Origin of the sequence: Bradyrhizobium sp. 35 (assembly GCF_023073215.1) — a bacterium.
Taxonomy (GTDB): Bacteria; Pseudomonadota; Alphaproteobacteria; order Rhizobiales; family Xanthobacteraceae; genus Bradyrhizobium; species Bradyrhizobium canariense_D.
The window spans coordinates 122185-143676 of sequence record NZ_JADPJC010000113.1; the positions used below are offsets into that span (position 1 = coordinate 122185).

The 21492-nt window shown below is 65.1% G+C and carries 18 protein-coding genes; 8 read left to right on the top strand and 10 right to left on the bottom strand.

Translation table 11 applies throughout. The features are described from left to right. The first annotated feature begins 126 nt into the window (after positions 1-126). The 3 genes from IVB36_RS23775 (at position 127) to IVB36_RS23785 (ending at position 6073) form a co-directional block, all read left to right on the top strand. Complete coding sequence (locus IVB36_RS23775) at positions 127-1620, top strand: sigma-54 dependent transcriptional regulator (RefSeq protein ID WP_018453808.1); 1494 nt, start codon at positions 127-129, stop codon at positions 1618-1620. Between the two features lie 362 nt (positions 1621-1982). Next, entirely contained in the window at positions 1983-4163 is a 2181-nt protein-coding gene (locus tag IVB36_RS23780) for a L,D-transpeptidase family protein (protein WP_026232599.1), read from the top strand. Between the two features lie 275 nt (positions 4164-4438). Further along, positions 4439-6073, top strand: a complete 1635-nt coding sequence (locus IVB36_RS23785; RefSeq protein WP_026232598.1) for a DUF882 domain-containing protein — start codon at positions 4439-4441, stop codon at positions 6071-6073. A 15-nt stretch (positions 6074-6088) separates the two neighbouring features. Here the strand turns inward: IVB36_RS23785 and IVB36_RS23790 are convergent, their stop codons facing one another. The 3 genes from IVB36_RS23790 to IVB36_RS23800 form a co-directional block, all read right to left on the bottom strand. Further along, positions 6089-6508, bottom strand: a complete 420-nt coding sequence (locus tag IVB36_RS23790; RefSeq protein WP_018453805.1) for a hypothetical protein — start codon at positions 6506-6508, stop codon at positions 6089-6091. Between the two features lie 60 nt (positions 6509-6568). After that, positions 6569-6841 carry a DUF2312 domain-containing protein gene (locus IVB36_RS23795; protein WP_007596286.1) on the bottom strand — a complete coding sequence of 91 codons (273 nt, stop codon included), beginning with the start codon at positions 6839-6841 and terminating at the stop codon, positions 6569-6571. Between the two features lie 209 nt (positions 6842-7050). Continuing rightward, positions 7051-7353 (bottom strand): DUF1244 domain-containing protein, encoded by a 303-nt coding sequence (locus IVB36_RS23800; RefSeq protein ID WP_007596287.1) that lies wholly within the window; start codon positions 7351-7353, stop codon positions 7051-7053. Between the two features lie 177 nt (positions 7354-7530). Between IVB36_RS23800 and IVB36_RS23805 the strand changes: the two genes are divergently transcribed. Further along, positions 7531-8124 carry a DUF1036 domain-containing protein gene (locus tag IVB36_RS23805; RefSeq protein ID WP_018453803.1) on the top strand — a complete coding sequence of 198 codons (594 nt, stop codon included), beginning with the start codon at positions 7531-7533 and terminating at the stop codon, positions 8122-8124. Next, positions 8121-9557 (top strand): pyruvate kinase, encoded by a 1437-nt coding sequence (gene pyk, locus IVB36_RS23810; protein ID WP_026232597.1) that lies wholly within the window; start codon positions 8121-8123, stop codon positions 9555-9557. The genes IVB36_RS23805 and pyk overlap by 4 nt, the downstream gene beginning before the upstream one ends. A gap of 151 nt (positions 9558-9708) precedes the next feature. Here the strand turns inward: pyk and IVB36_RS23815 are convergent, their stop codons facing one another. After that, the gene (locus IVB36_RS23815; protein WP_026232596.1) at positions 9709-10389 is read right to left on the bottom strand and encodes a TetR/AcrR family transcriptional regulator; all 681 of its coding nucleotides are present in this window, start codon (positions 10387-10389) and stop codon (positions 9709-9711) included. Positions 10390-10657: 268 nt separating this feature from the next. On the opposite strand from IVB36_RS23815, the gene IVB36_RS23820 reads away from it, so the two are divergent. Beyond that, positions 10658-11641: a phosphatase PAP2 family protein gene (locus IVB36_RS23820; RefSeq protein WP_018453800.1), complete on the top strand. Its 984-nt coding sequence runs from the start codon at positions 10658-10660 to the stop codon at positions 11639-11641. A gap of 229 nt (positions 11642-11870) precedes the next feature. On the opposite strand, the gene IVB36_RS23825 is transcribed toward IVB36_RS23820, so the two are convergent. Next, complete coding sequence (locus IVB36_RS23825; protein WP_007614256.1) at positions 11871-12035, bottom strand: Flp family type IVb pilin; 165 nt, start codon at positions 12033-12035, stop codon at positions 11871-11873. A gap of 298 nt (positions 12036-12333) precedes the next feature. Here IVB36_RS23825 and IVB36_RS23830 point away from each other — a divergent pair, with 298 nt between their 5' ends. Next, a complete protein-coding gene (locus IVB36_RS23830; RefSeq protein WP_204512217.1) occupies positions 12334-13848 on the top strand; it encodes a hypothetical protein in 1515 nt (504 codons plus the stop codon). Between the two features lie 62 nt (positions 13849-13910). Next, positions 13911-15095 (top strand): glycosyltransferase family 87 protein, encoded by a 1185-nt coding sequence (locus IVB36_RS23835; RefSeq protein ID WP_018453798.1) that lies wholly within the window; start codon positions 13911-13913, stop codon positions 15093-15095. 330 nt (positions 15096-15425) lie between these two features. Here the strand turns inward: IVB36_RS23835 and ftsH are convergent, their stop codons facing one another. From ftsH to IVB36_RS23860, 5 genes are all read right to left on the bottom strand, one after another. Continuing rightward, positions 15426-17348: an ATP-dependent zinc metalloprotease FtsH gene (gene ftsH / locus IVB36_RS23840; protein ID WP_007596301.1), complete on the bottom strand. Its 1923-nt coding sequence runs from the start codon at positions 17346-17348 to the stop codon at positions 15426-15428. A 214-nt stretch (positions 17349-17562) separates the two neighbouring features. Next, on the bottom strand, positions 17563-18678 hold the full coding sequence (gene tilS / locus IVB36_RS23845) for a tRNA lysidine(34) synthetase TilS (RefSeq protein ID WP_018453796.1): 1116 nt from the start codon (positions 18676-18678) through the stop codon (positions 17563-17565). Between the two features lie 74 nt (positions 18679-18752). After that, complete coding sequence (ybgF, locus tag IVB36_RS23850) at positions 18753-19811, bottom strand: tol-pal system protein YbgF (protein ID WP_018453795.1); 1059 nt, start codon at positions 19809-19811, stop codon at positions 18753-18755. A 187-nt stretch (positions 19812-19998) separates the two neighbouring features. Beyond that, the gene (gene pal, locus IVB36_RS23855; protein ID WP_026232595.1) at positions 19999-20487 is read right to left on the bottom strand and encodes a peptidoglycan-associated lipoprotein Pal; all 489 of its coding nucleotides are present in this window, start codon (positions 20485-20487) and stop codon (positions 19999-20001) included. A gap of 236 nt (positions 20488-20723) precedes the next feature. Beyond that, positions 20724-21488 carry a hypothetical protein gene (locus IVB36_RS23860; protein WP_026232594.1) on the bottom strand — a complete coding sequence of 255 codons (765 nt, stop codon included), beginning with the start codon at positions 21486-21488 and terminating at the stop codon, positions 20724-20726. Positions 21489-21492: the final 4 nt, after the last annotated feature.

Genomic DNA, 21492 nt, shown 5'->3' on the forward strand with positions numbered 1-21492 from the left:
GTGTGGGAAACCTGTGTTCAACAATCGCGACGGCGGGCGGGGGCATCAGGATTTAACAGTGCGTTAATCGGCTTCGGCCAGAGTGCCCCGATTCGAGACAGATAGTAGTAGCGTGCGGGGAACACCATGGCTGCCAGTATTTTGATCGCCGACGACGACGCTGTAGCCCGCCGGCTGGTCGAAAACATGGTGCAGAAATGCGGCTATGAGACGATCGTGGTGGACTCCGGCGATGCGGCGATCGCCGCCCTCACCGCCCCCGACGCGGCCATCGACGGCGTCATCCTCGATCTCGTGATGCCCGGCCTCGACGGCATGGGCGTGCTGGCGAAAATCCGCGAAGCGGGTCTCAGCATCCCCGTCATCGTGCAGACGGCCCATGGCGGCATCGACAATGTGATCTCGGCGATGCGCGCGGGTGCGGCCGACTTCGTGGTCAAGCCGGTCGGCCTGGAGCGGCTCCAGGTCTCGCTTCGCAACGCGCTCAATTCGTCCGCGCTCAAGGGCGAACTGCAGCGCATCCGTCACAGCCGCGAAGGCCGGCTGACCTTCTCCGACATCATCACACGCGCCGAGGCGATGGCGGGCGTGATGCGCGCGGCGCAGAAAGCAACAAACTCCTCGATCCCGGTGCTGATCGAGGGCGAGTCCGGCGTCGGCAAGGAGATGTTCGCGCGTGCCATTCATGGCAGCGGCGAGCGCAAGGCCAAGCCGTTCGTCGCGGTCAATTGCGGCGCGATCCCCGACAACCTCGTCGAATCCATTCTGTTCGGTCACGAGAAGGGTGCCTTCACCGGCGCCACCGAACGCCACACCGGCAAGTTCGTCGAAGCTCATGGCGGCACGCTGTTCCTGGACGAGGTCAGCGAGCTGCCGCTGAGCGCGCAGGTCAAGCTGCTTCGCGCGCTCCAGGAAGGCGCGGTCGAGGCGGTCGGCGGCCGCAAACCCGTGAAGGTCGACGTCCGCATCATCTCGGCGACCAACCGCAGGCTGCTCGAGCGGGTCAAGCAGGGCCACTTCCGGGAAGACTTGTTCTATCGCCTGCACGTGCTGCCGCTGACGATCCCATCGCTGCGCGCCCGGCGCGAGGACATTCCGCATCTGCTCAGGCATTTCCTGGCGCGCTTTGCCGCCGAGGAGAACCGCCCCATCACCGGCATCAGCGGCGAGGCCGTTGCGCACCTTGCCCAGCTCGATTGGCCCGGCAACATTCGCCAGCTCGAAAACGCGGTCTATCGCGCCGTGGTGATGAGCGAGGGCGACCAGCTTGGCCTCGACGACTTCCCTCTGATCGCCTCGCAGCCGCATCCGGGAACAGACATTCCGACCGCGCCGCTGATGCTGGAGCCGATCGCGGCCCCCTCCGTGGTGTCAGGTAATGAAATACCGATCGCGCCGCTGCCCATGGCGGGTGCCCTCTCAATGCTGACCGCGACCGGCGACGTCCGGCCGCTGGAAGACATTGAGAACGAGATCATCCGTTTCGCGATCTCGCATTACCGCGGGCAGATGTCGGAGGTCGCCCGCCGCCTCAAAATCGGCCGGTCCACCCTCTACCGCAAACTCGATGAAGCCGGAGTTCCCGGCCATGGCGGCAAAAGCGGTGAGGAGACGCACTGAGCCGGACGCGAACGGCGGTTCGTCCGGGCGGAGCGATACGACTGTAAGCCGTTCGTATGACGACGGAATTCGACTGCGATTTGAACCGTGACTTGGAAGTGACAGACACAGGGAAAAGCGCGTGGCAGAAGCGCACAATCCGTTGCCAAGAGGCGTGCTTGAAGTCAGTTTGTCGTGAGTTGTCCCGGGTAGCGCTGGCTGCGAAATCGGGGCCTGTATATCGTCCGCGTAAGATTCGTCTGCGTAGGAATCGTTGCGTGCAGGCGTGCAACTTTCGAGAGGCCGGCGCGGTTTAGCCGAAGCTCAATAGGCGATAACGAAGCTGTTCCACGGGGGACAGTTCACCCGAGGGGTGCGACACAATGCGTGACTGTTTGAACCACCGTGCAGGCTTTGACCGTGTCTTGATCACGGTCGCGGCGACCTTCCTCACGGTATCGGCCAGCTCAGCCCTGGCGCAGGATCAGGCGCACAGCAGCGCTGCCGAGCTCGCGATCGAAGCCGCCATCCCGCGCCCCGAACCCGCAAACGTCCCGCCCCCGACCGCATCAGACATCAAGCTCGACACCACCGCCACGGTGGTGGACCCTGCTAAGGAGCCCGCCAAGGAACCCCTGAAGGCCGAATCCGCCCCCGCGCCGGACAAGGTCGAGACCAAGCCTTCCGACGTCGCCACCACGCCCGCCGCCGAGGCGACGAAGAGCGAGACGGCGAAGACTGAACCTGCCAAGACCGAACCTGCCAAGGCCGACACGGCGATCCCAACGCCGGCCGCGCCCGCCACCGCTGCGGCTCCGGCCTCGGAGCCGGTGAGGGCCGCGAGCAACGTTCCCGCGGCCGACCAGCCGGTCGCCGACAAGCTCAAGGACATCATTGGCGCAAAGGCCTCGCGCTATCTCGACCGTAAGAACGAACGCGCTGCGATCGAGAAGTTCTACGGTGCACGCGACTTCGCGCCGGTCTGGAGCCAGGGCGGCAGCCTGACCGCTGCGGCCAAGGGCGTGATCGCACGGCTGAAGGACGCGGCGTCCGACGGTCTCAATCCCGCCGATTACCCGGTGCCGGACTTCGCGGCCGCCACGACACCCGATACGCTCGCCGATGCCGAGCTCAAGCTCACCGCCAGCATGTTCGACTATGCGCGCCAGGCCCAGAGCGGCCGCATGCACTGGTCGCAGGTCAGCGGCGACATCCTCTATCCCGAGCATCCGGTCGATCCGAACGAGGTGCTCGCCAAGGTCACGACCGCGGCGGACGCCTCCGCGGCGCTCGACAGCTACAATCCGCCGCAAAAACTTTACAAGGAGCTGAAGGCGAAGCTCGCGGAGCTCCGCGGCCAGGGCAACGGCCCGGTGATCGAGATCGCCGATGGTCCGGCGCTGAAATACACCCCGGCCGGCAAGAAGCAGGCTGAAATCGTCGTTGAAGATCCGCGCGTGCCGCAGCTGCGCGCCAAGCTCGGCATCACCGAGAACGCCAGCGACACCCGCTATGACGCGGCGGTCGCCGAAGCCGTGCGCAAATTCCAGAACAGCGCCGAGCTCAAGGCGACCGGCATCCTCGACGACAAGACGGTGAGGGCGATCAACGCCCCGAAGCGCGACAAGCAGATCGACGTGGTGCTGGTGAACATGGAGCGCTGGCGCTGGCTGCCGCGCGACCTGGGCGCGCCCTCGCTGGGCGATGCCTATGTCATCCTCAACATTCCCGACTACACGTTGAAGGTGATGCAGCGCGGCCAACAGGTCTGGACCACCCGCGTCGTCACCGGCAAGCCCGGCACGCATGCGACCCCGCTGCTCACCGAGACGATGAAGTACATCACGGTCAATCCGACCTGGAACGTGCCGCCGTCGATCGTCTACAACGAATATCTGCCGGCGCTTCAGCAGGACCCGACAGTGCTCCAGCGCATGGGCCTCAAGCTCGAACAGAACCGCGATGGTTCGGTGCACATCTCGCAGCCGCCCGGTGAAGCCAACGCGCTCGGCCGCATCCGCTTCAATTTCCCCAACAAGTTCCTGGTCTATCAGCACGACACGCCGGACAAGAACCTGTTCGCCCGGGACGAACGCGCCTTCAGCCACGGCTGCATGCGCGTGCAGAACCCGGATCAGTACGCCTCGGTCCTGCTCAACATCGCGATGCCGAACGAGAAGTACACGCCGGAACGCATCCGCAGCATGTACGGCAAGAGCGAGATCGACCTGAAATTCCCGACCCCGATCCCGGTCAACATCACCTATCAGACCGCATTCGTGGACGATGGCGGCAAGCTGCAATTCCGCAAGGACGTCTATGGCCGCGACGCGACCATGATCAACATCCTGAAGAACGGTCGCGGCAAGGATCTCGAGAACGTCGTCGCGCACTCCCAGCCGAGCTATTCACGCCCGGCGACGACACTGCCGAACGGGGTGTTGGCGGCCAACAACGGCGGCTCGTCCGGGCCGAATTTCTTCGAGCGGCTGTTCGGAGCGCCCACCCCGCCGCCGGCCCCGGTCGGCCGCCGGCCGCAGCAGCAGCGGGTATTCACCCGCTGAGCCAGGCCGCCCGGCGCCTGATTTCCTGAAATTCTGCAGTAAAATCAGCGACCTCATCCTCTGGATGGGGTCGCTTAACGTTAACCATTCTCCACCTGACCTCAGGCAGCGGGCGTTTTTTTGCCACACTCACCCGGTTAGGTTCGCGATCTGACTTGGTTTGGGGGCGGGAAGGTCAACCTCGAATTAACCTTCTCGCTTTAACAAAGCGTTCATCCTCTTTCGCGCGCTAACGGGGTTAGCGGGAGAGTCCATTTTGAACGCTCGTCGACTGGGTGGGCTCTAACGTGCTGACTGGAATCGCACGCCAATTCGCTGTGCTGTCGTTGTCCCATGCGGGAGTGAAGGCCGGATCCAGAATCGGCCTCGCTGCCGTATTGCTGCTTGCTGCCGCGGGTTCAGTTCACAACGCCGCCGCGCTCAACGAGACCAAGACGCTCTCCTTCCACCACACCCATTCCGGCGAAGACCTCACCGTCACCTTCAAGCGCGACGGACGCTACGACGAAGCGGCGCTGAAGCAGCTCAACCACTTCCTGCGCGACTGGCGCAGCCAGGACGAGACGGTCATGGACCGTCACCTCTTCGACATCCTCTGGGAAGTCTACCGCGACGTCGACGGCAAGCAGCCGATCCAGATCATCTCCGCCTACCGCTCGCCCGCGACCAACTCCATGCTCCGCCGCCGCTCCTCCGGCGTGGCGCGCTTCAGCCAGCACATGCTGGGGCATGCGATGGACTTCTACATCCCGAACGTGCCGCTGGAGCAGATCCGCTTCGCCGGCCTGCGCCTCCAGCGCGGCGGCGTCGGCTTCTACCCGACCTCCGGCTCGCCGTTCGTACATCTCGACACCGGCAGCATCCGGCACTGGCCGCGCATGACGCATGACCAGCTCGCCCGGGTCTTCCCGGACGGACGCACCGTCCACCTCCCGACCGACGGCACGCCGTTGAAGGGTTATGAGCTCGCCAAGGCAGAGATCGAGCGGCGCGGCAGCGGCGAGGATTCCGGCAGCAAGTCGAATTTCTTTGCCGCCCTGTTCAAGGGCAAGTCGGCTCCGGCCGCGGCGAGCAACGACGAGGATGACGAGGGCGCGCCCGCCCCGTCCGCGAAGACTGTCGCGCCGACCGTGGTCGCCGCCGCGACCAAGCCGGCCGATCCGGTGCCGACGCCGCGCGCCAAGCCGTCAGTCGCGGCGACGATCCAGCTCGCCTCGGCCGATGCGCAGATCGTCGCGCTTGCCAAGCCGAAGCCGGCCCCCGTGGCTGACAAGCCGGCCGCCGGCAAATCTGCTGACGCCAAGCCCGAGACCCCCGCCGACATCATCAATGCCCGCGGCTTCTGGGATACCCCGACTGCGCCGCAGCAGGCGACGCCGGCCCAAATTGCTGCGCTGAAGGCACGGCAGGCGCTTGCCGCCGCCACCGATCCGCAGCCGACCGCGAGCGTGTCCAGCGCCGCCTATCAGGCGCTGGCCTACGCGCCGGCGTCCGCCTCCCCGGTCGACCGCGCCAATGTCGTCGCCGCCTCTGCGCCGATCCCGCGCTCCGCCCGTCCCGCCGCCGCATCGCGCAACGTTGCGCCCGCGACCGAGATCAACACGGTGGTCGGCAAGCGCATCGACGGCATGGTCGCAACCGCGACCCGGCTCTCCGCAGCCAAGGGCGAAAGCATCTGGCTCAAGATCGTGATGCTGTCGCCGAGCGCCAGCCGCGCGATGTCGGTCACGCTGATGGGCGAGCTCGACACCGCCGCAATGCGCGCCTACTTCGTCAAGCCGCAGTCCGTGATCGCCATGGGTTTTGCCGACGATCCGATGCAGGGCCTGTCCTGCGACAGTTTCTCGGGCACCGCCACCGCCAAACTCGAGACGACGTCCTTCGTCGTACGGACGGCTTCGCTGCGCTGACGTCTTCGCGCGCCGCTAACGCTTCCTCCGTCGATCCAGATGATACGTCAACGCCAGCAACAGGCAGACCGATAGGTCCTGCTTCGGCAGCTTGCCCGACACCGGCAACAGCAACGCCCTGGTCTGCCGATATTCGAACTGATCGGGAAAGCGTTCACGAAAGGTATCGACCAGCGTCGTCTTGCAGTTGAACAGAATCGCGGCGTGCGCGGAGTCCTTCAGGCGGCCGAGCCGGATCGTGCTGCCACTGCCGGTCTCTTCGGTCAGATAAGCAGGCTCGCCCCATTTCAACGTTTCGGTAAGACGGCCGATGCCTTCATGCGCCGCGGCGGCCGCGAAGATCAGCTCGCGTACCCAAAGCAGCCGCTTGCCGATCGACGCCGGAAAAGCATCGTAGGCACGGCTTACCTCGCGCGGCAGCGGCGGCGCAGTCACCGCGGTCTCCTTCGATCGGCATGGTGTCGCCCTGGCGAAAGCCAGGACGACACCGATAGCTCAGATCATCCCCAGTGCTTGCATGTAGGTCTCAAGGATCGTCTCGGCCTCGGCGCGCTCGTTCGGGTCCTGCTTGCGCATGCGCACGATGGTGCGCAGCGCCTTGACGTCGTAGCCGTTGCCCTTGGCCTCGGCGAATACGTCGCGGATGTCGTCGGAGATCGCCTTCTTCTCTTCCTCCAACCGCTCGATGCGCTCGATGATGGACTTGAGCTGGTCCTTGGCAAATTTCGTCGCGGGCTCGTCGTCGCGGACGGCGGCGGAGGTGGCCATCTTGGTACTCCCAATGGAACTGGCAAAACGAGGTGACGCCGGCATCCTCACCGCGCGTGCTGGTTAGACCCTTAGGGTTCGGACCTCTCGCGTTCAAGGCAGCATCGCGCTCGTCCACAGCGCGCCCACACCTTCCTGCGGCGTGTCGAAGAAAGCGGTTGTGTGATGCGACTCAAAGGCACCGCATATCAGGCTGCCGGCGAGGCCGTTCAGTGCCCCGGATGAACCTTCTTCATGGCATCGAGCTGCTCAGGCGTGGCCGCGCCCTGGTATTTCGACTTCCAGGCCTCATAGGGCATGCCATAGACGGCTTCCCGGCTCTCATCCTTGCTCAAGGCGACGCCTTGGGCGTCGGCGGCGTCCTTGAGCCAGTTGGACAGGCAGTTGCGGCAGAAGCCTGCGAGGTTCATCAGGTCGATGTTCTGGACGTCCGTCCGCGTCTTCAAATGATCGACCAGGCGCCGGAAAGCGGCAGCCTCGAGTTCCGTTCTGGTTTTGTCGTCAATTGCCATGGCTGGATCCCTCGGCTTTGCGAATTGGCTGTGACCTGGATGGGTCACCCTTACGAGATCAGGTGGGGCCTGTCACAGATTTTGCCATATCGCGGCGCAAACGGGCGCGAAGCCGGCTTCAGGCAGTTCCTGGGCCCTACGCCAAATCGTCAATGATCTGATATAGCTTCCGCGACAATGATCGCCGAATCTCCCCGCTCCCGCCTTCGCCTGCTCGCCCGGTTGGTCCCGGTGCTGGTGGTTGGCCTGCTGTACCTCTGGGCCAGCCCGGCTTCCGCCGATTTCCGGCTCTGCAACAACACATCGAGCCGGGTCGGCATCGCGCTCGGCTACAAGGATGCCGAGGGCTGGACCACCGAAGGCTGGTGGAACATCTCGTCGCGCTCCTGCGAGACCCTGCTGCGCGGAACTCTGGTGGCCCGCTTCTATTACATCTACGCCATCGACTATGACCGCGGCGGCGAATGGTCGGGCCAGGCTTTCATGTGCTCGCGCGATAAGGAGTTCACCATCCGCGGCACCGAGGATTGCCTTGCGCGCGGCTATGACCGGACCGGCTATTTCGAGGTCGATACCGGCGAGCAGCGGGCCTGGACGGTGCAGCTCACCGATGCCAACGAACAGCCGTCAAAGCAGCAGCGCGTGCCAGGCCTCCCCGGCCCTGTTGGCCCGGGGGTCCCGGGTTTGCCCAATGGCCCGCCCGGTGGTACGCCCCCCGCCGCGCCTGGCCTCCCGCCAGCTCCCTCGCCCCCGTCTGGAAATAAGCCATGAGGCGTCTTCGCCGTATCAAGATTCTCGCGACCCTTGGACCCGCTTCTTCGGACCTCGCGATGATCCGCCGCCTGTTCGAGGCCGGCGCCGACCTCTTCCGCATCAACATGAGCCACACCCCGCATGACAAGATGCGCGAGCTGGTGGCGACGATCCGCAACGTCGAGAGCAGCTATGGAAGGCCGATCGGCATTCTGGTCGATCTCCAGGGGCCAAAGCTCCGGCTCGGTGCCTTCGCCGAAGGCGCGGTCCAGCTCCAGAATGGCCAGACCTTCACGCTCGATTCCGACAAGGCGCCGGGCGACACCACCCGCGTCCAGCTCCCGCATCCGGAGATCCTGGCCGCGCTGCGGCCGGGCCACGCGCTGCTGCTCGACGACGGCAAGGTGCGGCTGATCGCCGAGGAGACCTCGAAGGAGCACGCGGTGACGCGCGTCGTGGTCGGCGGCCGGATGTCCGACCGCAAAGGCGTCAGCCTGCCCGACACCGACCTGCCGGTCTCGGCGATGACGCCGAAGGACCGCGCCGATCTCGAAGCGGCGCTGGTCACCGGCGTCGACTGGATCGCGCTGTCCTTCGTGCAGCGCGCCGACGACGTGCTCGAGGCCAAGAAGATGATCCGCGGCCGTGCGGCGGTGATGGCCAAGATCGAGAAGCCGCAGGCGATCGATCGCCTCGCCGACATCATCGACGCCTCCGACGCCCTGATGGTGGCGCGCGGCGACCTCGGCGTCGAGCTGCCGCTGGAACGCGTGCCGAGCCTGCAGAAGCAGATGACGCGCATGGCGCGGCGCGCCGGCAAGCCGGTGGTGATCGCGACCCAGATGCTGGAATCGATGATCCAGTCGCCGGTGCCGACCCGCGCCGAGGTCTCCGACGTCGCCACCGCCGTCTACGAAGGTGCCGACGCCATCATGCTGTCGGCGGAATCGGCGGCCGGCAAATTCCCGGTCGAGGCCGTCTCGACCATGAATCGCATCGGCGAGGAGGTCGAGCGCGACCCGATTTATCGCTCCGTCATCACCGCACAGCGCCCGGCCCCGGAAGCCACCGCCGGCGATGCCATCGCGGACGCTGCGCGGCAGATCGCCGAGACGCTCGACCTGCCGGCCCTGATCTGCTGGACCAGTTCGGGATCGACCGCCGTGCGCGTGGCGCGCGAGCGGCCGAAGCCGCCGATCGTGGCGATCACGCCGAACGTCGCGGCGGGACGCCGGCTGTCGGTCGTCTGGGGCATACATTGCGTGGTGGCAGAAGATGCGCGCGACCAGGACGACATGGTGAGCCGCGCCGGCCAGATCGCGTTCCGCGACGGCTTCGTCCGGGCGGGCCAGCGCGTGATCATCGTCGCCGGCGTGCCGCTCGGCATCCCCGGCACCACCAACATGGTGCGCATCGCCTCGGTCGGCCCCGAGGGCGAAGCGAATATCTAGCTCCGCCGGCACCCGGCAAACAAAAAATGTCGAAAACAACCCCATGCACAGTAGCCGGCGGGTCCGGCGGATGTGCTGAGGTTTTTTGAAAAGGCGAGCTCGAGCAACGGCCTGGGCGCGATCAGGTCCGCCGGTCGATCAGGATGACGTTTTAGGCCCCAACCAGCGCTTTCGCCGTCGGCAGCAGCGTCTGCTGCACGACGAGCCCCCTGGCGCGGGCGTCCATGACGCCGACCGCGCGGAGCGCCAGCAGCGTCACGGTCTGCACGGCATCGCGCATCCTGGCGGGATCGTCGAGATTGTCCGGCGCGAGCGGTCCGACCAGGGCCTCGTGCAGCGCGCCGAGCAGCGCGGTGGCAGCAAGGGCCGTGTCCTGCGCCGGCAGGTGGCCGGCGCGCACGGCGGCGTCGATCCGCGAGGCCATCTCGCCCGCGATCTCGCGCCGGCTGGCGAGACGTGAAGCGCTGACATCGACATCGACCGGCTCGGCCAGGATGCCCCAGGCGAGCCTGCGCTGTGACAGGGTATGGACAGCCACGGTGGTGACCGCCGCCGCCAGCGCCGAGGACGGCCCCGGCGCGGCATCGGCGGCTCGCCGGATCGCCGTGAGCTCGTCGCGGGAGACTTCGGCAATCAACTCGGAGATCAAATCGGCCTTGGAGGGGAAGTAGCGGTAGACCGTACCCGCAGCGACGCCGGCGCGAACCGCGACTGGCGCAATCTGCACCGCCGCCATCCCGCCTTCCGCCGCCGCCTCCCGCGCCGCCGCCAGTATCGCACTGCGCCGGGCCGCAAGGCGCTTCACCACTTGATGCGTCCGCCGATAAACCATGGCGCGCTTCCTGTCCCACACGCCGGTCGCACGCCTTGCGGCCGAACGCTTCGTCACTGATATCGCAAATCGCCCCGCAAGGACTGAACAACTATTCAGAGTGGATGACAAGGTGCAAATGCATGAAGCGTCACGCAAAAAAAACGCGAGCTCAAACAGCTAAAAACGTCGCGAACTGCTTCGGTGAAGGGGTAACCACGATCGTTACCGCCATCTTAAACCTGCTCCGCGACTGTGCTGCGGTATCGCGATCCCACCTCGGTGCAGCATGGTCGACACGGACGCCCGGACCGCCTGGCAGCTCTTCCACCTGAACTGGCTTCCTATCGCAGCCATGGGCAGCCTGCTGGCGCTGGGCCTCGCCTTCACCGGCCTGAGCCTCGAACCAGTCGCCTATTGGGTGACGCTGGCAGTTGCTGCAGTCTTGCTCGCGCTGGCCTATGGCCACCGCATCGTCAAAGGCGAGCTTGCCGACCCGAAGCTGCTGTTTTCGCTCGGAACGATCGGACAGATCATTCTCACCTGCGCCATCGTCGGACCGCTCAGCTATGTCGCGGCTAAGCTGAACTGGCCGCTGCAGGACCAGGCGCTGCTTGCGATCGACCGTGCACTCGGCCTCGATCCCGAACCGATCGCGCGATACGTCAACGACCATCCCTGGCTCGCGGACTGCCTGGCTCGCGGATATGGGCTGATCAAATTGCCGCTGCTCGGCATTCCCGTCGTGCTGGCACTGACGGCGCACTATATGCGGCTGCAATTGTTCATGCTCGCGATGAGCCTCGCGCTCGCGGTCACCATCGCGATCTCCGCCGTCGTGCCCGCGATCGGCACCTATTGGGGGCTGCAGCTGTCCGCCGCGCATTTTCCCGAAATCAACACCGCGGTCTATGCCGGGCAGTTGCGCGACATCCTCGCGCTTCGCGACGGTAGCCTGCACGAGCTCCAGTTGTTCTTCCTCGCCGGCGTTGTCTCGTTTCCGAGCTTCCACGCCGCATCCGCCGTGCTCTACATGTGGGCGCTGTGGCCGGTGCGCGGCCTCGGCGGCATCGCGGCTGCGCTCAATCTGCTGATGATTGCGGCAACACCGGTGATCGGCGCGCATTACGTCATCGACGTCGCCGGCGGAATCGCAGTCGCCGCAGCGTCGATCTGGGCGGCGAAATTCTATCTCGAATGGCACCGCCGCGCGCAGCAGACGTCTGCCGCGCCTGCGCCGTCGGCGGTCTGGCAGCCCGGCCTCGCGGAATGACAGCCGACAAGTTGCCCTAGGGTCCGCGCGTAGCGGCGTGCCCGCCGGCAACTTTCAATGTTCAATGTTCTCGACGGTGGGAACGCCTGCGCTTTCGGAGCCGCGGCAGACGCTTTGCCGCCCTACAAGCTTGCTACAGCTTCACGACTTCCCAGATCCGGAAATCGTCCGCCAAAAGAAAAGAGCCCCGTCAAGGACGGGGCTCTTTGAATTCGCGATTCGTACAGCGTTACTTGAGGCTGCTCGAGATCGAGGTGAACTTGGCGTTCAACGTGGTGCCCAGGTTATTGACGACAGTGATGATCGCCAGCGCAATGCCGGCGGCGATCAGACCGTATTCAATAGCGGTGGCGCCGGATTCATCTTTCGCAAAACGCGCAACGAGGTTCTTCATAAAGAGCTCCAAATGAGTACACGAGGCTACAACTGATCTGGTCTTTTGGGCTTCCCAGCGCCGCTTGACCATGGAACCGAACGTAGAGGCAAAGAATTGCGCCGCAGTTAATTCGACTGCGGAAACACAGAGCGGTTTGCGTGTATGCGTCGATGGTAAACCGAAATCTAAAACGATCCGTTAAATTGTCGAGACATCAAGCCGGCCCCGCCTCACCGGTTTACCCGGAATTATGACCGCCGTGGTCCAATGTCGATCGCTCGGCACAACGACAAAAACACCAGGACGACGAGGCGGCATGTCCCTTTCCTTTGCCAACAGCATCACGGTGCAGGGTCGTGCGCGAGCCCTGGTGCCGCTGTGCGTCGGTGCGGGCGCCTATCTCTTCTTCGCGTATGTCGGCGACACGCTGCTTCAGGACTCCGACTCGCTCTGGCAGATCAAGATCGGACAATGGATCCTCGATCACCAGGCGCTTCCCTACACGGACTTCTATTCCTTCACCCGTCCGGGGGCGCCCTGGGTTTCGACCTCATGGCTGTCGCAGGTCCTGTTCGCCCTCTCCTATGCGCAATGGGATTGGGCCGGCCCGGTGGTCCTCACCGCGCTTGCGGTCGCATTGTCGGCGGCGATGCTGGTCGGCCTGCTCGAGGCCCATCTGGAAATTCCGCGAGCGGTCCTGTTCGCGATGTTCGCGCTGTTGCTGTCGCTGCACCACGTTCTGGCGCGGCCACACATGCTGGCGCTGCCCGTGATGATCGCGTGGGTCGGCGTATTGATGGCCGCAGCCGACCGCAAGGGCGCCCCGTCATGGTACTGGCTGCCGCTGATGTCCCTGTGGTCGAACCTGCATGGCGGCTTCGTGCTGGGCCTGGCCCTGATCGGCCCGATGTCATTTGTGGCGCTCTGGGGCATGGAGTCCGGCAAGCAGGTCCGACTGCTGTCGCGCTGGTTCCTGTTCGGTGTTGCGGCACTCGCCGCAAGCTGCGTCACGCCTTATGGCTGGCGCACATTGCTCGGCGCGATCAACATCCTCAATCTGGGCGAGCTGCTGACGATCATCTCCGAGTGGGCGCCCGCGAACTTCGCCTCCTTCAACGCATTCGAAGGCGCGCTGTTCGGCCTGATTGCGATCGGGCTGTATCGCGGCCTGACGCTCTCGCCCCCGCGTATTCTTCTGATCCTGCTTCTGACCTGGATGGCGCTCACCCACGTCAGGAGCATCGAGGCCTTCGCCTTCCTGGTGCCGCTGGTGCTGGCCAAGCCCCTCGGCGAACGGTCTGCGCTGCCGCAGCCTGGCACGCAGGGCGGCGAGAGTTGGGCTGCCCGTTACGTCACCGCGACCGGCGCGCTGATGATCGTGGCCGCAGGCTGGACCTCGACCTCACTCTACATGGCGCATCACCGCTTCACCTTCACGATGGATCAGACACCGGTCGCCGCCGTCGATCTGCTCGAGAAACGCAAGGCGCAACGCATCTTCAACGCCTACCAGTTCGGCGGCTATCTGATCTCGCGTGACATCCCGGTCTTCATCGACGGCCGCGCCGAGCTCTACGGCGAAACCTTCGCCATGGACGTCTTCAAGGCCGTGGAGCTCAAGAAGCTCGACAGTCTGACGCGGCTGCTCGACGCGTACCAGATCGACGCCACGCTCATGGTCGCGGACGCACCGGCCGCCCAGGTGCTGGACCACATCAAGGGCTGGAAGCGGCTCTACGCGGACAACATCGCCGTGATCCACGTGCGAACCGGCGGCACAGAGGCCGGCGCGATGCCGGAAGCGGAGTCCTCGAGGGAAGCCGTCAAGTGAGCGCGTCAGCTCAGCAGCCGATATCCGGTCCATCGCGCCGCTGGATCGGAATTCCTCTCGTGATGCTGCCAGCGTTTTCGATCGCAACGCTCTTCGCCTGGGGCGTCCTGATCTCCACCTTCACCCATCCCGGTTGGATCGGGCTGAACCACGTCGCTCCCGGCACCGACTGGATGGTGTTTTACGGCGCCGTCAAATCGTCGCTCGCCGGCAATCTTGCGCTGGTCACCGATGGTGACGCGTTCACGGCCTATCTCAACCAGTCGTTCGCATCATGGCTCACGGTGCCTCTGGAGTTCCGTCCATGGTTCTATCCGCCCGGCTTCCTCGTTCTGCTGCTGCCATTCGCGCCGCTTGGCTTCATCGGCTCCTATGTCGCATTCCAGGCCGCGACCGCAGGCTTCCTGGCCTGGGCGCTTCGCAACCGGTCCGATCAGCCGCAACTGACGCCCTACATCATCGCGGCCGTGCTGGTCTCGCCATCGGCATCTCTCAACCTGGCCGATGGACAATGCGCCTTTCTCGTTGCCGCACTGCTGGTCGCGGGCGTCAGGCTGCTCGGACCGCGACCGCTCCTGGCCGGGGCAATCCTCGGGCTGCTGAGTTTCAAGCCGCAATTCTTCCTGCTCGTCCCGCTCGCGCTAATGGGGGCGCGCCGCTATGGCAGCCTGTGCGCTGCTGCATGCTCGGCATTCGCATTGGCGGCTGCAAGTGCCATGATTTTTGGCGTCGAATTGTGGCTCTGGTGGATACCGCAGGCGTACAACAATCTGGTCAGCCCCGACGCGAAATGGCTGGCCTATGGCCGCATCTGGGGTCACAGCGTGTGGGCCTGCGCGATGCTGCTAGGCCTGCCGGAGCGGCTGGCCTCCATCCTGCAGCTGGCCGCGATCCTTTCGAGCGCGGCGGCAACGTTCGCGGTCTTTCGCTCCTCGCTCCGTACCAACAACAAGCTGATCGTACTGCTTGCGGCAACCGTGCTGGCAGCCCCGCATTCGGGCCCTTATGACGCGACGCTGCTGACGGTCGCCGTCGTGCTGTGGCTTGCCGCATCGATCGATGCTCCACGCTTTCGCGACTGGCTGATCGGGCTCGGCATCTGGATGGTGCCGTTGCTCAGCCCGGCGGTGTATATTCCGGCGGGACGACTATCGCCGCTCCTCATCGTCGCTCTCATCGGCGTCGTGTTCGGCGCGTTGCGCAGTCCGGCAGGGTCTGGCGAGCCGGCAATGTCGCCGCATTCCTGAATCCAATCTGCGGCTGGCGATGCGGGCGCCGAAGTGATGACGCAAACTCCGGAGCGTGTGCCACCACTTCTAGCGTGATTGGCGAGAGATGGTGGGCCCGGCGCTTAGGCACCTTTGCCTGCCGTACTTCTGAGTTTCCAGTGCAACTGCATCAAAATCGTCAATGCGAGCGCAGTGAAGCAAATCCAGACTGTCACCGCGGATCTATTCTGGATTTCTTCGCTGCGCTCGCAATGACGGGCGCTGAGTTGGCACCACCCGCAAATCACCATCACCAACAAAAAACGCGGCGTTTCCGCCGCGTTTTTCAATTCGATCTGCCGTACGCGATTACGCCTGCGGCTGCGGCTCCAGGCCGGGATCCGGATCGGGTCGCGGGCGCGACTTGCCGGCCGGCGGCACGGCCGAGGCGCGCGGTGTGGTCGGCTCGAGCACGGATTCGCGGTTCGGCTTCTTGCCCTTGAGCAGGTCGATGATCTCGTCGCCGGAGAGCGTCTCGAATTCGAGCAGGCCCTTGGCGAGAGCTTCGAGATCGGCGCGCTTCTCGGTGAGAATACGCGTTGCCTCGTTATAGCCTTCTTCGACGAAGCGCCGGATCTCGGTATCGATCTTCTGAACCGTCGCTTCCGATGCGTTCTGGGTGCGCGACACCGACATGCCCAGGAAAACCTCGTCCTGATTCTCGCCGTAGGACACGGTACCGAGCGCCTCGGACAGGCCCCAGCGCGTCACCATCATGCGCGCCAGACGCGTCGCCTGTTCGATGTCGGACGACGCACCCGAGGTTACCTTCTCGCGACCGAAGATCAGCTCTTCGGCGACGCGGCCACCCATCATGATGGCAAGGCGCGAGGTCATCTGCTCCAGCGACATCGACAGCTTGTCACGCTCGGGCAACTGCATGACCATACCCAGCGCACGCCCGCGCGGAATGATGGTCGCCTTGTGGATCGGATCGGTCGCGACGACGTTGAGGCCGACGATGGCGTGGCCGCCCTCGTGATAGGCCGTCAGCAGCTTCTCTTCCTCGGTCATGACGAGCGACTTGCGCTCGGCGCCCATCATCACCTTGTCCTTGGCTTCCTCGAACTCGGCCTGGGTCACCATCCGCTTGTTGCGGCGGGCGGCGGTGAGCGCGGCTTCGTTGACGAGGTTCATCAGGTCGGCGCCGGAGAAACCCGGGGTGCCGCGCGCGATGGTCTTGAGGTTGATATCCGGCGCCAGCGGCACCTTGCGGACGTGGACCTTGAGGATCTGCTCGCGGCCGACGACGTCCGGGTTGGGCACCACGACCTGACGGTCGAAGCGGCCGGGACGCAGCAGCGCGGGATCGAGCACGTCGGGACGGTTGGTCGCGGCGATCAGGATCACGCCCTCGTTGGCCTCGAAGCCGTCCATCTCGACCAGCAACTGGTTCAGCGTCTGCTCGCGCTCGTCATTGCCGCCGCCGAGGCCGGCGCCACGGTGACGACCGACGGCGTCGATTTCGTCGATGAAGATGATGCAGGGCGCGTTCTTCTTAGCCTGCTCGAACATGTCGCGGACGCGGCTGGCGCCGACGCCGACGAACATCTCGACGAAGTCAGAACCCGAAATGGTGAAGAACGGCACGTTGGCTTCGCCCGCGACCGCACGCGCGATCAGGGTCTTGCCGGTGCCGGGAGGTCCGACCAGCAGCACGCCGCGCGGAATTCGGCCGCCGAGGCGCTGGAATTTGCCGGGGTCGCGCAGGAATTCGACGATCTCCTGCAGGTCCTGCTTGGCCTCGTCGACGCCCGCGACGTCCTCGAAGGTGACGCGGCCATGCGCTTCAGTCAGCATTTTTGCGCGCGACTTGCCGAAGCCCATCGCCTTGCCGGCGCCGCCCTGCATCTGCCGCGACAGGAATATCCACACGCCGATCAGCGCGATGAAGGGCAGCCAGGAGACCAGCAGCGAGACGAACCACGGCACGTTGTCGCCGGGCGGCTTCGCGGTGATCTGCACCTTGCTGTCATAGAGGCGCTTCACGAGCGTCGGATCGCTCGGCGCATAGGTCTGGAAGCTCGAGCCGTTGGTGAAGGTGCCGTGAATGTCCGGCCCCTGGATTACGACGTCGCGCACATTGCCGCGGTCAACCTCGCTCAGGAGCTGGGAGAAGGCGATGTCCTGCGAGGAGGCGCGCTGACCCGGATTCTGGAAGAGCGTGAACAACGCCAACAGCAGCAGGACAATGATGACCCAGAGGGCGAAATTGCGCAGATTGGCGTTCATCGATCTTCCTTCGTGGTCGCGCGGATCGCGGCCTGAGCCTTGGGCAGTTATTTGGGCAGCGCGAGGAAATCCCCAAGGAATCCTCTCGGTTAGACGCATACAATCTAGGTGTCGCTCCGGTCGCTGCCAAGGGAACGAGATGGGACTATTTAGCCCATCTTAGTCCGATTCCCGCTGAAATAATGGCGCCCGGATCCGGGTTTTTCCTGCCTGGTTAAGGTGTCCTCACGGCGCGGTCTCGAAATGGCCGGTGCCATGATCCGCCCTTATCCACCCTTGATCCACCCTTGCGCCGGGCCGGCGCCGGGGCGATGCGGATACGTCCCCCGGCAAGGCTGATCAAGGCTCCCGCAAGCGTCTGCTTCAGGGCCGGCCGGCCATTTGCGGGTGCGCGGGCACTTGCGGCAATGGCCTGATCGAGCACGGCCAGGAGGGATTCGACCTTGCCGAGTTCCGCCGGCCCCTCATGCCCGAACGCGTTGATGGCCCGCAGCAGGATCCGCAGCCGGACCTCCTCCGGCAGGGCGGCAAACCCGGAGGCCTCGAAGCTTCGAACGCCGGCCTGCGGCGCATCGCCGCGATCCCGCAAACGGAGGAAGCGCTCGGCTCCATCGGTCAGCACCTCGACGGCCAAATTGGCGCGCGCCAGCCTTGCCGCGAGCCGAGCCAGGCTGCGGGCATCACCGCCCTCCGCCGCGAGCTGCGGCAGCAGCGCACGCAGCCGCGGCCGGGTAAAGGCAGCGTCGTGGTTGGTGGGATCGTCGGCAAAGCCGATCTTCGCCCGCTTCAAGGTCGCGATCAGCTGCGACTTCGGAACATCGAGTAGTGGACGCGCAAGAACGACGCCGTCGCGCTCGGTGAGACGGGCCATCGCCGACAGCCCGGCTAATCCGCTGCCGCGCACAAGCCGCATCAACAGGGTCTCGGCCTGGTCGTCGCGGGTGTGGGCGGTCAGCACGTGGCTCGCACCGGCGAGGCGCGCGGCCTGCACAAGCAGGCGGTAGCGAGCTTCGCGCGCGGCGGCCGGCAGTCCCGTTTTCGGCTTTGCCCCGCGCCAGCGCACGGTCCGGTGCGGCAGGCCAAGCCCGGTTGCGAGACGCTTGACCGCGCGCGCCTCGCGCGCCGCCTCCGGCCGCAAGCCGTGGTCGATGGTGACTACGGTGAGACGCGGGCCGCGCGAAAGGCTGCGATGCCAGCGCGCCGCAAGCCACATCAGCGCCACCGAGTCGGGCCCGCCGGAGACCGCGAGCAGCAGTCCCTGCGCGCCTTTCAGGCCTGCGAAGAGGCGCTTGGCCTCACGCGCCGAGATCGGTGAATTGTCCTCTGACATGACACTGCAATCGTCCGCGGATGGACACTGTTTAGCGCAGCGCCATCCGTCTTGTCAGGATCAATCGCCGCGCCTCAGCACTTCACCCGCTTCTGCTCGCGGTCGACCGCAGCTTTGACGCCGGCGGAAGCGCGCGGATATTTGCGCCCGACTTCACCGAAGGCGGCACACGCCGCCTCCTTCTCCTTCAGCGCCGCCAGCGACTGGCCGAGCCGCAGCAGGGCATCCGGTGCCTTGGCGGATTTGTCGTATTTCGTGGTGACGGCGAGGAAGGCTTCCGCGGAGTCGCGATATTGCTGGCGCTGGAAATAGCTCTCGCCGAGCCAGTATTGCGCGTCACCGAGCAGCGGGTCGCTCGGATATTTCTGCGAGAAATTCTTCATGGTCTGCTCGGCCAGCGCGTAGTCCTTGCGCTGCATGTAGCCGATTCCGAGGTCGAATTCGTCGCGCGGCGTTGCCGAGGGCGGCAGGGTCGCAAGGCCCGTGCCGCCTGATGGCGCGGGAGAGCCGGATGAGACCGGCGGATAGCCGGGCTGCGCAGCCTGAGGCCCGACCGCCTGCGGATAGCGGGGGCCGCTGTTGGCGAGATCAAGCGGTTCGCCGGCGCCACGGCCGCCGGGCGCGCCGCTCGGGGCACCTGCAGGCATCGGTTGCTGCCCGCCGCCGAGCGCGCGCGGCGCACCCGGCGCATTCGGACTCTGGTTCGGGTCGAAGGCATCGCCGCGGCGGCGCGTGCCCGGCGCGCCGGGCGCAGGCTGCTCCTGAACGATCGGTGCCGGAGAGGCGATCTGCGGCTGCTCGTAATTCGGCTGGGCCGCTTGCTGGTGCGGCGGCTGCTGGCGATAGGCCGGCGCGGCTTGTGCGGGCGGCATGGCCGCGACATTGGGCTGGACCGGCGTCTGGCCGGGCGAAGCTTGCGCGCCGCCCTCGAGCGCTCTTAGCCGCTCTTCGAGCTGGCGGTTGCGATATTGCAGCTCTTCGTTCTGACCGGTGAGCTGGCGCAGCTGGTTCTCCAGCCGCTCGATCCGCATCTCGGGATCTGCATCGTCCGATTGTGCGAGGGCGGGCGAGCACAACGAAAGCAGCGCGGCGATCGCCACGGTGCCGGTGAAGACCTTAAATCTGGATGACATCTTGCCCTGACGACGAAAGCGAAATGGCCTGCGACCGAACATTCGACGCGCCACACATTGAAGGGGAGTACGCCAAAACTGTGACTGTAACAAACGGGTTTCTGTCACAGATCGCTGAAACGAAACCGGCGCCCGAGAGGGCGCCGGCATAATCGCTATCTGAAGATGAACGGCGCCTGACCGATCGTCAGGAGCTCGCGTTCAGCACGGTGACGGCGCGGCGGTTCTGCGACCAGCAGGAGATGTCGTTGCAAACGGCCACCGGCCGCTCCTTGCCGTACGAGATCGTGCGCATGCGGTTCGGATCGATGCCGCGCGAGGCGAGGAACGAACGCACCGATTGGGCGCGGCGAGCGCCGAGCGCGATGTTGTATTCGCGGGTGCCGCGTTCGTCGGCATGACCTTCGACGGTGAAGCTGTAGCGCGGATAGCTCTGGAGCCACTGCGCCTGCTTCTCCAGGGTCACGATCGCCTGCGGGGTCAGATCGGTCTGGTCGCTTTCGAAGAACACGCGGTCGCCGACATTGACGACGAAGTCTTGCTGGCTGCCCGGCGTCGCCGCGTTGGCCATCGCATCCGTGGCAGAGTTCTTGTTGGCGCAGGCACCCATCGACAACGCGACGGCAAGCACCGCGGCCAGCTTCAATCCCTGGAGGATGCGCATAGGATGTTTCATTCCGGAGCCTCCACGCTCACGTTTCGTCCACTGCTGTCCGGTCTACAGGGGGTTGGTTAAGCGAACGTTCCGTCAACCTTGATGGAACCTTGCCACAGCCGGTCAAATGCCCCCAACCAGCGAAAAGCAACCGTCATGGTTAATGGGTTGTAAATGTGGCGCGACGGTGAAGGCAAGCCGCAACGACCGGCAAAAACCGCGGCCTTTGCTGGAATTTTAGGCTCGTCGCGTGGGGCCTAGCGGGCAGAACCCGTTGCCGAGACGGCTACGTCCGGGGGCCGCTGCGTGGCCAGCGACACCGGGCGCGCGGCAGCCTGGCGGGGGCTGCTGCGTTGAAACAGCATGCGCCGCTCAAACGCGCTGGAGCGCATGATCGGAAAGCGCGTCAGGACCTTTTCCCGCTGGTTCCGGAAATCGGACGCCATCAGCACGGCCTTCTTGGTGGGCCAGCCCGGAAACCCGCGTGGCTCCGGTGAAATGGTCTCGTGCAGGAAGATGCGACGATAAAACGCCTGGTGGTCGGTCCGGATCATGGCCAGCCCGGTATCGGCGTTGAAATGATCGCAGGCCACAAAGGCCAGCCGCACCGTCAGATAGGGCAGCTCCGGAAAACGCTGGTGCTTTTCGGGATCGGCAACAAACCGGCATGGATCGATGAGAACTTCGCCGCGGTCGAGGCGGGGATGCAGCACGTCGCCAAACACTTCGGTCGTGTAGGACATCCGCCAGTCCGACGTCAGGACGTGAATGCGAACGGAGCTGCAGAGCTCTCCATCGACATAGACCCCGAAATTCCAGGTGTTGGGCGCATCGTCGAAGCGATCGGTTACGCGCCGCGACTCCGACGGCTCGATCAGACCGGCGTGCAGATAGGCCCGGTACCGCATCAAATAGAGGTTGTCTCGGTCCTCGGGAGTTTCGATCAGGCGGTAATCGATGCGGTCAAACAGAGCGGCTCCCCGCGGAAGGAGCACCGTTTGCGGTTCAGCTCCAGACGTCATCCAG